Annotated in this window: 9 protein-coding genes; 5 read left to right on the top strand and 4 right to left on the bottom strand. The window is 61.6% G+C overall.

Annotated features, from left to right (window positions below):
- Position 1 precedes the first annotated feature (1 nt).
- From ACVWXD_RS06830 to ACVWXD_RS06845, 4 genes are read left to right on the top strand one after another with little or no spacing between them, the layout of a single operon-like run.
- Positions 2 to 1,051: a branched-chain amino acid ABC transporter permease gene (locus ACVWXD_RS06830; protein WP_181639988.1), complete on the top strand. Its 1,050-nt coding sequence runs from the start codon at positions 2 to 4 to the stop codon at positions 1,049 to 1,051.
- Between the two features lie 19 nt (positions 1,052 to 1,070).
- On the top strand, positions 1,071 to 2,411 hold the full coding sequence (locus tag ACVWXD_RS06835) for an ABC transporter substrate-binding protein (RefSeq protein ID WP_032889756.1): 1,341 nt from the start codon (positions 1,071 to 1,073) through the stop codon (positions 2,409 to 2,411).
- Between the two features lie 3 nt (positions 2,412 to 2,414).
- Entirely contained in the window at positions 2,415 to 3,182 is a 768-nt protein-coding gene (locus ACVWXD_RS06840) for an ABC transporter ATP-binding protein (RefSeq protein ID WP_457370813.1), read from the top strand.
- Positions 3,183 to 3,194: 12 nt separating this feature from the next.
- On the top strand, positions 3,195 to 4,589 hold the full coding sequence (locus ACVWXD_RS06845) for an FAD/NAD(P)-binding protein (RefSeq protein ID WP_401381901.1): 1,395 nt from the start codon (positions 3,195 to 3,197) through the stop codon (positions 4,587 to 4,589).
- Positions 4,590 to 5,916: 1,327 nt separating this feature from the next.
- Here ACVWXD_RS06845 and ACVWXD_RS06850 read toward each other — a convergent pair.
- Genes ACVWXD_RS06850 through ACVWXD_RS06865 form a run of 4 tightly spaced genes read right to left on the bottom strand, consistent with a single transcriptional unit; the run spans position 5,917 to position 10,510 of the window.
- Positions 5,917 to 7,161, bottom strand: coding sequence for an efflux RND transporter periplasmic adaptor subunit (locus ACVWXD_RS06850; protein WP_095184426.1), 1,245 nt, complete (start codon positions 7,159 to 7,161; stop codon positions 5,917 to 5,919).
- Positions 7,151 to 8,614 carry a TolC family protein gene (locus tag ACVWXD_RS06855; protein ID WP_457370814.1) on the bottom strand — a complete coding sequence of 488 codons (1,464 nt, stop codon included), beginning with the start codon at positions 8,612 to 8,614 and terminating at the stop codon, positions 7,151 to 7,153. The genes ACVWXD_RS06850 and ACVWXD_RS06855 overlap by 11 nt, the downstream gene beginning before the upstream one ends.
- The gene (locus ACVWXD_RS06860; RefSeq protein WP_032889744.1) at positions 8,607 to 9,806 is read right to left on the bottom strand and encodes an ABC transporter permease; all 1,200 of its coding nucleotides are present in this window, start codon (positions 9,804 to 9,806) and stop codon (positions 8,607 to 8,609) included. Before ACVWXD_RS06860 ends, ACVWXD_RS06855 begins: the two co-directional genes overlap by 8 nt.
- Entirely contained in the window at positions 9,803 to 10,510 is a 708-nt protein-coding gene (locus ACVWXD_RS06865; protein WP_032889741.1) for an ABC transporter ATP-binding protein, read from the bottom strand. Before ACVWXD_RS06865 ends, ACVWXD_RS06860 begins: the two co-directional genes overlap by 4 nt.
- Before the next feature lie 359 nt (positions 10,511 to 10,869).
- Here ACVWXD_RS06865 and ACVWXD_RS06870 point away from each other — a divergent pair, with 359 nt between their 5' ends.
- Complete coding sequence (locus tag ACVWXD_RS06870) at positions 10,870 to 11,628, top strand: TetR/AcrR family transcriptional regulator (protein WP_032889739.1); 759 nt, start codon at positions 10,870 to 10,872, stop codon at positions 11,626 to 11,628.
- Positions 11,629 to 11,788: the final 160 nt, after the last annotated feature.

Raw genomic sequence — 11,788 nt, forward strand, 5'->3', positions numbered from 1 at the left:
CATGTCGATCCCTGTTGCTCAAGAAACCGCGCCGTTGTTGCTGGTCCCGCGACGTGTCCCCTGGGGCCTGCTCGGCCTGCTGGCGTTGGCGTTTATCGTGGTGCCGCTGTGGGGCAATGACTATTGGCTCAATGCGATCCTGATCCCGTTTCTAGTGCTGTCGCTGGCCGGGTTGGGTTTGAACCTGCTGACCGGCTACACCGGGCAAACCTCGGTGGGCGCGGCCGGCTTCATGGCGGTCGGCGCCTTCGCGACCTACGGATTTCTGCTGCGCTTGCCGGAGCTGGGATTGCCGCTGGCATTGCTGGGCGGCGGGATTATCAGCGCCTTGGTCGGCCTGTTGTTCGGGTTGCCCAGCTCGCGGATCAAAGGCTTCTACCTGATGGTCACCACATTGGCCGCGCAGTTTTTCCTGGAATGGCTGTTCGTCAAATTCCCGTGGTTCTACAACTACGGATCGTCCGGGACTATCTCGGCGCCGAAACTGGCGCTGTTCGGCCATGACCTTAATACGCCGCTGGGCCGCTACTGGCTGACGCTGGTCACGGTGCTGCTGTTGACCTGGACCGCCGTCAACCTGGTGCGCAGCCAAGTGGGGCGCAACTGGATGGCGATCCGCGACATGGACACCGCTGCCGCCGTGGTCGGCATCCCGGTGGTGCGCTACAAGCGCCTGGCGTTTGCGGTCAGCTCGTTTTACCTCGGCATCGCCGGCGCGCTGTGGGCGTTTGCCTACCTGGGCACGGCCAGCGCCAGCAGCTTCGATATCAATCGCTCCTTCCAGATCCTGTTCATCATCATTATCGGTGGCATGGGCAGCATCGCCGGCAACTTCGTGGGCGCGGCGTTTATCAGCTTGCTGCCGATCTTTCTCAGCCACGCGGGGCAAGCGCTGTTCGGCGGCGCGGTGGACGCGGGGCAGTTGCAGAATCTGCAGAAAATCATTTTTGGCGTGTTGATCATCGTGTTCCTGATCAAGGAACCCGAGGGCTTGATTCGCCTGTTGCACAACCTTCGCGATCGGCTGCGTCAGTGGCCCCTACGTTTCTGACCTATAGAAGAGAATTTCCATGCGTGCATCCTTAAAACGATCCCTGGTCAGTGCGGCCTTTGCGTTGGCGGCGTTGTCCGCTGCCGTGCCCCAGGCGATGGCCTCGGCCGACCAGCAGTTCTTCCCCCTGGCGACTTACCGGGTGGGCGCCTACGCGTCCAGCGGCGTGCAGGTGTGGGCCGGGATGATCGACTACCTGCGCTATATCAACGAGGTCGAAGGCGGCATTAATGGCGTGAAACTGGTGTGGCAGGAATGCGAGACCGAGTGGACGGCAGAGAAGGGCATCGAGTGCTACGAGCGCTTCAAGAATGGCCTGGATGGCGCGCCGGTCGCGGTGTATCAGCCCAACGGCGCGCCGGCGGCGTATGCCTTGAGCGAGCGGGCCGAGGTGGACAAGATCCCGCTGATCACCCTCGGGTACGGTCGCACCGAAGCCACCGACGGCACGGTGTTCCCTTACAACTTCCCGGTGATGCTGACCTTCTACAGCGAAGCCTCGACCCTGGTGAACTACATTGCCCAGCGCGAAGGCGGCTTCGACAAACTCAAGGGCAAGAAGATCGCCACGGTCTACCACGACTCGGCCTATGGGCGCGAAACCCTCGGCCCGCTGAAATTGCTGGCCGAGAAATACGGCTTTGAAAATATCCAGATTCCGGTGGCTGACCCCGGCAATGAACAGTCCGCGCAATGGCGTCAGGTACGCCAGGCCAACCCGGACTGGGTGTTCCTGCGCACCTGGGGCGTGTCGACGCCGGTGGCGGTGAAGACCGCCGCGCGCTTCGGCTTCCCGGTTGACCATATCATCGGCGACATCTGGGCCAGTTCCAGCGAAGACGTATTGCCCGCTGGCGCTGCCGCCAAGGGCTACCTGGCGCTGACGCCATACCCGGCCGGCGCCGATTTTGAGATCCACAAACGCCTCAAGCAATACATCCTCGACAAGGGCCACAGCGACCTCAAGGACCTGAAAAACTTCGGCAGCGTGTACTACAACTCCGGCTTGGTGAACGCGGCCGTGGCCGTAGAGGCGATCCGCACCGGTCAGGCCAAGTTCGGCAAGCGTCCACTCAATGGTGAAGAAGGCCGCTGGGGCCTGGAACACCTGAATATCGACGACGCACGCCTCAAGGCCATGGGTTACCTGGGCCTGATGCAGAACCTCAAGCTGTCATGCCGCGACCATGAAGGCGGCGGTTCTGCGCGGGTGCAGCAATGGGACGGCGCCAACTGGACGCTGGTCAGCGAATGGATCGCTGCCGACCGTGGGCTGCTGCGCCCGTTGATCGATGAAAAATCCGCCGCGTTCGCCAAGGAAAAAGGCCTCACGCCACGCACCTGCACGGGGGATGAATAAGCCATGAGCCAGCCTGCCACTGAAGCCGAAAGCGCGTCACTGCTGACGGTCAATGACATTGAAGTGATCTACGACGGCGCGATCCTGGCGGTGGCCGGGGTCTCGCTGAGCGTGCCCAAGGGCGCCATTGTCGCTTTGCTTGGTGCCAATGGTGCCGGCAAGAGCACCACCCTCAAGGCCATCTCTGGTCTGGTGCGGGCCGAGCGCGCCGAGGTCAGCCGAGGTGTGATTGAGTACGCAGGCAAGGACCTGGCGGATGTCGGCCCCAGCCAGCGCGTGCGCCAGGGCATGGTGCATGTGCTGGAGGGGCGCCATGTGTTCGGCCAACTGACGGTGGAAGACAACCTGCGCAGCGGCGGCTTTGTGCGACGCCTGAGCCGCAAGGAAATGGAGCACGACCTGGAGCGCATCTACGCCTGGTTCCCCCGGCTCAAGACCAAGCGCCACACCCGCGCCGGGCTCACCTCGGGCGGCGAGCAGCAGATGGTCGCCATCGGCCGTGCGTTGATGACTCGTCCTACTTTGGTACTGCTCGACGAGCCATCCATGGGTTTGGCGCCTATGATCGTGCAGGAGATTTTCGAGATCATCGCGCAGCTCAACCGCGAGCAGCAGGTGAGCTTCCTGATCGCCGAGCAGAACATCAACGTCGCGCTGACCTATGCGTCCCAGGGTTACGTGCTGGATACTGGGCGCGTGGCCTTGAGCGGCAGCGCCGCTGAATTGTTGGCGCGGGGTGACTTGCATGATATTTACCTGGGTAAACAGTAAGGGCTAACCTGCATGAGTGAATCCATCCGCAACGCTGATGTACTGATCGTCGGCGGCGGCCTGAGTGGGACGATGCTGGCCGTGCAACTGCTGCGTCTAGGTGGTCAGCGTCGGATCCTGGTGATCGAGCCGCGCGCCGAGCTTGGGCGTGGCGAGGCCTACAGCGCTGTGGAGTTGGGCCACACCCTGAACGGCAACGCGGCACGCATGAGTGTTGACCCGGACAATGCCGATGACCTGACTCAATGGCTCACTGACTACATCGGCGCTGGCGGCTGGCCGGAGTCGGACCAGCAGCACGTGCCCATCAGCGAACTGTTCCCGCCCCGCGGGATTTTTGGCCTGTATGCGCAGCAACGGTTGGCTGAGGCCAAGGTGTTGTCGGCTTCCACGGTGGAGCATGTCAGGGCGCAAGTGGTCGACCTGCAAGTGGACGCGGATTCAACCCTGCTGACCCTCGACAACGGCCAGCAACTGCGCGGTGCGTTTGCCGTATTGGCCACCGGCATGTTCCCGGCGGCACGCACGCCACAAACCGAATCCAGCGGCTTGAACGCCGCGGCGGTGGACCCGTGGGATGTGCAGGCCATGACCCAACTCGACCCGCAGTCTAGGGTGCTGATCATCGGTTCCGGGCTGACCATGGTCGACGCGGTGGTGTCCCTGGAACAGGCCGGGCATCGCGGACCTATCGAGGTTTTCTCACGCCACGGTTTGTTGCCCCATGTGCGCCGGCAACCGCCGGCTTGGGAGGATTTTCTTGCCGCTGACCACGGCCTTCGCAGCCCTCGGCAGTTGCTGCGCGAAGTGCGTCGGCAATGCCGGATCGCGCTGGAGCAGGGCATCGATTGGCAGTCGCCGCTGGACACCGTGCGTGCTCATATCGGCCGGTTGTGGAGCCAGGCCAGCGAGCGGGAGAAACGTCAGTTCGTGCGGCATGTGCGGCCCTGGTGGGAAAGCCATCACCACCGCTCGCCGCCGTTGAGCGCAGAGTTGGTAGCGCGGCTGCATGAGGAAGGGCGCTTGCGGATTCAAGCGGCGTCTTTCAAAGGGCTGGAGCCTTCGGGCGAGGGCGTAACCATTCGCTTGCGTTATCGAGGCGAACAGGCGATCACCCAAGTGTTGGGGGCAGCGCTGATCAACTCCAGCGGCATCGAATACGATTGGCGCCGCGTGGCCCGGCCGTTGCCGCAGCAGTTGCTCAAACGCGGGTTGATCAGGCCTGGACCGTTGGCGTTGGGGATTGCGGCGGATGTGTCCGGCGCAGTGCTGGATGCCCAGGGGCAGGTCAGTGAACGCCTGTTTGCCATGGGCCCGCCATTGCGCGGGATGTGGTGGGAAAGCACGGCGGTGACGGATGTGGCGCTTCAGGCCAAGGCGCTGGCTTCGAGATTGGTGAAGGCCTGAATGGGGTAGGGCTTGCTTCAGATCTGCGGTTTTTTGGGGTGCATATCCGTTATTTAGGTAACGGCGGCTAGTGGTTCCGTTCTTACAGTGGGTCACTTTTGTAAAGGCCGGAATGCCGGCCATCGTGGTTGACGGGGCGATTTCAGATCAAAAGCAAGAGCGTGGCGGCCTGAGCGCCGACCGGGTTCTTAAGTTGAACTCATTTCAAATGTGGGAGGGGGCTTGCTCCCGATGGCAGTGTGTCAGTTTATGCAGCTGTGACTGACACACCGCCATCGGGAGCAAGCCCCCTCCCACAGTTTGATCTCCATAGATCAGATAGGCCTGACCTTGTCTTGGATCTGCTTTTGATTTGGCTCTTACATCCTTTTCGCAGACGAATTCAGCGGTCTTTTGATCTGCGCTTTTGATTGTGATCTTAGGCGCCCCGTCAAACACGCTGGCCGAACGCAGGCTTTAATCCGTGGCTAACCCGGCAGGACGCCGGGTTAGACGCACTGGGCCATGGATGGCCCAGTGCGGTGGCCCACGGATTCAAGCCTGAGTGCGGGCACACCGAGCCTAGGCGGCTAGTGGTCCCGCTCTTACAACGGGTCACTTTTGTAAAGGCCGGAATGCCGGCCATCGTGGTTGACGGGGCGATTTCAGATCAAAAGCAAGAGCGTGGCGGCCTGAGAGCCGACCGGTTCTTAAGTTGAACTCATTTCAAATGTGGGAGGGGGCTTGCTCCCGATGGCAGGGGGTCAGTCACAGCTGCATAAACTGAAACACCGCCATCGGGAGCAAGCCCCCTCCCACAGTTTGATCTCCATAGATCAGATAGGCCTCACCTTGTCTTGGATCTGCTTTTGATTTGGCTCTTACATCCTTTTCGCTGACGAATTCAGCGGTCTTTTGATCTGCGCTTTTTGATTGTGATCTTAGGCGCCCCGTCAAACACGCTGGCCGAACGCAGGCTTGAATCCGTGGCTAACTCGGCAGGACGCCGGGTTAGCCGCGCTGGGCCATGGATGGCCCAGCGCGGTGGCCCACGGATTCAAGCCTGAGTGCGTGCACACCGAGCCTAGGCGGCTAGTGGTTCCGCTCTTACAACGGGTCACTTTTGTAAAGGCCGGAATGCCGGCCATCGTGGCTGACGGGGCGATTTCAGATCAAAAGCAAGAGCGTGGCGGCCTGAGAGCCGACCGGTTCTTAAGTTGAACTCATTTCAAATGTGGGAGGGGGCTTGCTCCCGATGGCGGTGTGTCAGTTTATGCAGCTTTGACTGACCCTCTGCCATCGGGAGCAAGTCGAACCGTCGCACCGCCATCCCACAGGGGATCTCCATTTATCTTGAGGTCTTCACAAAGCCAGGCTTGAGGCCGAACACCTCAACCCCCTGCGCCGTCGATTGCCCGGTGGTCACTTTCACTCGCTCCACCGGCTTATCCATCGCTTCTCGATACTCCACCGTCATATCTGCCTGGATCGCCTCGCTCGGAATCACAATCGCCTGCGCATTGTTGTAGGTGATGATGGTCAACCGCGCACTCATCCCCAACCGCACCCGCTGCAACTGCTGGGGCGTCAGCTTGGGGATCGATAGCGTCACCGGAAACTGCGCACTGCCCTGGCTGTCACTGGCCATCGCCAACCCGCTGACCACACTGACTGAGCCAGTCAGCCGCTCGCCATCAAACCCATCGCCCATGACCTCCACCGCTTGGCCCTGATGCAATTGGTTGATGTCCAACTCCGAGACCTTGGCGACGATTTTCAGCCGTTCTATGTTCGCCAACCCGAACAACACCTGGCCTTGGCTGATCTTGCTCCCAACCTGGATGGGTGCGTTGGTAATGCCGCCGCCTTGGGGTGTGTTATTGCCAGGCGCGGGTACCACGATGCCGGAAAACGGCGCCTTGACCTCCTGGCCTTCGAGCAACGTGCGCAGGGCCTCGTATTTCACCGTAGCGTTGGTCAGTTCCATGTCGGCAATCTGGCGGTACTCGCCTTTGCCCTGATCGAGCGCCTGTTGCAGTTCGCTGCGGGCGGAGGCGAGGTCCAGCTGTTGTTGCTGGGCTTGCTGCTTGAGTTCGTCCAGTTCGTTGCGCGGGATGATGCCGCGCTTGAACAGGTTGTCGCTTTCGGTGAGTTTGCGCTGGGTGTTGCCGGCATTCATCTCGGTGGTGCGCAGGCTGCGGCGGGCACGGCTGACTGCCGGGCTGCTCTCCCAGTCTTGCATCTCCTGCACGGTACGCCGGGCCTTGAGCTGGGCGGAAAGTGCGTCGCGCAGTTGCACTTGGAGGGTGGCCGGGTCCATGCGCAGCAGCACCTGACCGGCCTCGACCCGTTGGCCTTGTTCCACCAGGTTGGCCTGCACGTTGCCGTCGAACGGGGCGGTGAGGATGAGGGTGGTGTCGGGCTCGATCTTGCCCACCAGACCTATCTGGTGCACCAGCGGGTCGGGTTTTATGGCCAGCCATTGCTCGGCGGTACTGGCGGGACTGGAAGCAGGACTGCGCAACGCCAGCCCCGCTCCGACCAGCAGCAGGATCACTACAGCGCCCAGCAGGCGTTTTCGATTAGTAGTCATTGAGGATGATTTCCCAACTTTCCAGCGTCATGCCCAGAGTCAAGTCGAGCTGGGTCTGGGCGTTCAAATAAGCGATCAGTGCATTGAGCTGCGCGTTTTCGGCGTTGCGCAGGTCGGTCTCGAAACTCAGCACCTGGAAGTTGGTGGAACGTCCGGCACTGAGCTTTTCCCGCTCGATCTCGATCTTGCGCCGTGACAGCTCCACCGCACGCTGGGAGATTTCATATTGGCGCCAACGGGTGCCGAGGTCGCGCACCACATCGTTGACGCTGCGCTCCAGTTCCTGACGGGCGTCGGTGATGCGGATTTCCTGATCCTCCACATTCACCCGCGCACGCACTTCGGCCTGGCGTGTGCTGATGTCACCGATGGGGATCTGCACCTGCACCCCGGCGTAGCTGTCCCAGGTGCGGTTATTGCTGCTGCCGGCGTCGTTATTGTAGTTGTCGCGAATCTGGTTCGCGCCGGCCACCAAATCCACCTGCCAGCGCCCGGAGTCTTTGGCGATCACCAGGTCGAGGTCGGCCTGCTGGCTGCCGAGCAGGGCGGCGAGGTACTCCGGTTGCTGGGTTTGCGCCAGGGTGAAAGCCTGGCGCTTGTCGATCTGCATGGGCTTGGCCTCCAGGGCTTCGGTGGCGCGAATCGGCGTGGACAGGTCCAGGGCCAGCAGACGCAGGAGCGCCATGCGATTGGTATCGAGTTGGTTTTGCGCTTCTTCCACGCCCAACTGCTGGGTGGCGATATCGGCTTCGGTCTGCACGATTTCGAACTCGGCCATGCGCCCGGCGCTGATCAGCGCCTTGTTCACGTTCAGCAAGGTGTCGGAGCGTTTGAGGGCTTCCTGCACGATCAGCAGTTGTTCCTGGGCGCGCAGCAGTTCGCGGTAGGTGGCGATGATCTGGCTGATGGTCTGCGCCACGGTGGCCTTGAGGTTCAGGCGATTGGCCTGTTCCGACAGGCGCGACAGGCGCAGCGGCGCGGTGGTGGCGTCCCAGCCGGCACCGCGCAGCAGCGGTTGGATGATCGCCAGGTCCAGGCCGTCGCTGCGGTAACGGCCGGCGCGGTCGGCGTTGTTCAGTTGCTGGGTCCAGCCCATGCTCAGTCGGGTGCCGTACTCACTGAGCAAACTGGTGGCCGGCGCCACGTTGGTGTTGCGTGCGCTGTCCTGGGAACCGCGGGTGGCGCGGTAATAGCTGTTGAGCGTGAGCTTGGGGTTGAACACGTCTTCAGCGACCCGCAGGTCGAACTTCTGCGCCACCCGTTGCAGGTAGGCGCTGCGGATTGCCGGGTTGTTGCGCAGGCCCAGGTACACCGCGTCGCCAAGGGTCAGCGCGGTGACCTGGGCGTTCAACGACACGCTGCGGGGGCTGCTGGGGGCCGAGGGACGGATGACCACATCGGCCGCCACGCCGGGCAGGCTGATTAGCGCGAGCAACCAGAGCCATTTACTCATCACGCAGGGCCTCCACCGGTTGCAATCGCGAGGCCGAAACTGCCGGGTAGAGGCCGAAGAACAAACCCACCAGCAATGTACTGCCCACGCCGAGGGGCAGGGCGGCAGCCGCCAGCGCGAACTCCCAGCCCGACAGCCAGGCGTAGAGCCAGGCAGCGCTCATGCCCAGCACCGCGCCGCACAGCGCGCCGACGGCGGTGAGGGTCACGGCTTCGAGCAGGAACAGGTTGCGGATATCCCGCTGGCGAGCGCCCAAGGCCATGCGAATGCCGATCTCGCGGCGGCGCTCCGAGACGTTCATCAGCATCACGTTCATCACCCCCACGCCACCGCCCACCAGGGAAATCGCGCCGAGGGCCAGTAGCAGGTAGGCGAAGGTGCGGCTTTGCCGGGTCATGCCGTCGATCATTTGCTGGGGCACCTGAATGTCGACAGTGTGTTCGGTGAGCTGGGTCTGCAAGGCGTCGGCGGCTGCCCGGGCGATGTGCTCCATGTCCTGGCCGGGCGCGGCGCGGATGATCACATTGCTGATCTGCGGCGTGGCGTAGATACGGCGCATGCCTTCGGCGGGGATGAACAATGACTCGTTGGCCTGCACCGGCATCAGCATCGCCCGCGGTTGGTTGTGCAGAATGCCGACGATCAGGAACAGGTAGTCGTTGATGCGCACCCGGTCGCCCAGTTGCACGGGATCGCCCGGCGCCCCGAGTGCCTGGGCGACCTGGTCGCCAATCACGCCATAGGTTTCGTTGGCGTCGTAGCTCGACAGAAAACGCCCTTGTCGCAGTTCCAGGCGCATCGTTTGGGGAATCTCCGCTGTGCCGCCGACGAAGTTGGCGTTGGCTGTGCGGCCATGGAACACGATGGGACCGCTGAACAGGCTGAGTGCGCCGATATGCGCGATGCCTGGCACGGCCTCGCGCACCGCTTGCAGGTTGAGTGGGGTACGCATCGGCACATTGTTGTTGCCTTTGGGCGGGAACTGCACCACCAGGGTGTCGGTGCCCATGTCCTTGAAAATCATCGCGGCATCCACTGCCGCGTTATGGCCGATATTGATCAGTGCTACCACCGACGAACTGCCAATCACGATGCCCAGCAGGGCCAGAACCGAGCGCTTGCCAAGGGTGCGCAGGCTGATGAAGGCTTCATGCAGCAATTGGCTGAGGCTCTGTTCGACCCGCAGGCTCATAGGCGACCGACCTCGTGCACCACGCCGTTGCGCACCAGAATCTTGCGTTCCAGTCGCTCGGCGATAGTCGCGTCGTGGGTGACGATGATCAGCGTGACCTGTTGCTCGCGGTTCAGCGCCAGCAGCAGGTCCATGATGTCCTGAGCGGTGCTGCTGTCGAGGTTGCCGGTGGGTTCGTCGGCCAGGATCACCGAAGGTTTGCCCACCAGCGCGCGGGCGATAGCAACGCGTTGGCGCTGACCGCCGGAAAGGTCGGCGGGGCGATGGTGAGCGCGGTCGGCCAAACCCACTTGTTCGAGCATGCGCAGGGCCTGCTCCACCGATTCGTGGCGCGACACACCGCGATAGCTCAGCGGCAAGGCGACGTTGTCCAAGGCGCTGAGGCGCGGCAGCAGGTTGAAGCTCTGGAACACAAAACCGATCTGCTGGTTGCGGATCGCCGCCAGTTCATCCGGGGTGGCGCTGAAAATATCGTGGCCCGCAAAGTGGTACTGGCCGCAGTTGGGCAAGTCCAACAGGCCAAGAATATTGAGTAGGGTGCTTTTACCGGAGCCGGACGCGCCGAGAATGCCGCAGCTGTCACCGCGGGTGATGGACAGGCACACGTCATTGAGAATGGACAGCTCTTGCCCGGCCAACTGATAGCGTTTGCCGATGCCTTGCAGGGAGATCAAGCCTGGGTGCGCGGGGGTATCTGTCATCATGACTACGCCTGCAGTCTCGACGCTGCCGTCATGTCCCCCGGTAAATCCTTGTAACAAGTTCGGGAGTTGTCAGGTACGCGTCACGGACTGGTTTTATTTCTTGTTTTTAAAATATTGTTTGAATACTAACCGTGTTCCCAGCGCTTCGCCAGCCATGGATGTAGAGCGGTTTTACCCTTTGAAACGATTACATAAGACGGTGTGAGGGGCCGCCAAAATTGCCCGGATCACCCTCAAAATGCCCGCTGGCCAAGGCTTTGAATCGTATGGCGGTGTATCCCCACTTGCTTTCGACCGGCCGCCCCGGTATAAAAAATCAAATTATTTTTTAAAACAATATTTCCGCCGTGGAAGCCTTTATGGTCGCGAAGAAACTCAGCGCTCCAAACATTACCAAGACTCGATTGCTGGATGCGACAGAGGCGCTCTTTATTAAGTACGGTTATGACGCAGTGTTGTTACGGCAGATTACCGAGCGAGCCCAAGTAAACCTGGCCGCTGTGAACTACCACTTCGGGGACAAGGATTCCCTGATGAAAACCCTGCTGATGCAGCGCCTGGAACCGCTCAACGAGCAGCGCCTGGAACTGCTGGCGCGCTGCGAAGCCGAGTCTGATGGCCCACTCGATTGCGATACCCTTCTAGGCGTGCTGTTCGCCCCGGCCATGGGCCTGGAGCGCAGCGATCCGGCCAGTGCGAGTGGGGAAGGGCGTTCGTTCATCCGTTTCCTGGGTCGTGTGTACAGCGACACCTCACCGTTCATCCAGGAATACCTCAAGGTGCATTACCAGCCGGTGTTCCAGCGCTTCTTCGAAGCGTTCGCCCTGGCCTTGCCAGATCTGCCGCGCAATGAGCTGGGCGTGCGCCTGCAATTTGCCCTCAAGGCGATTTCCGGGGTGATGGCCGGCACCGAACTGCGCCTGCTGATGAATTCCATGAGCCTGGGCCGCCCGGCGACGGATGCCGAAGTGATGGCCAAATTGATCACCTTGGTCTCGGCGGCGATTCGTGTGCCGCAGCAAAGCCCGGAAGCGGAAACCGCGTTGGCGAAGGTGCTGGATACCCAGCGTGCCATTCGTGAGCAAGCGGCCGCGCCCGCTGCCAAGGCCTCGCGTTAAGTCAAATCCCAGGCAAAAAAAAGCCCGCTGGGGCGGCGGGCTTGATGTACAACGTTTGTAACGGATGAGGCTTCACCCTACGTCCCGGGATGTGAATAAAACGTGAAAAATATGTAGGAGAAAGTGTGAAGGTGTAGATGCTGGGTACACGTCAACGGAC

The sequence above is a fragment of the Pseudomonas sp. TE3911 genome, from assembly GCF_054062775.1.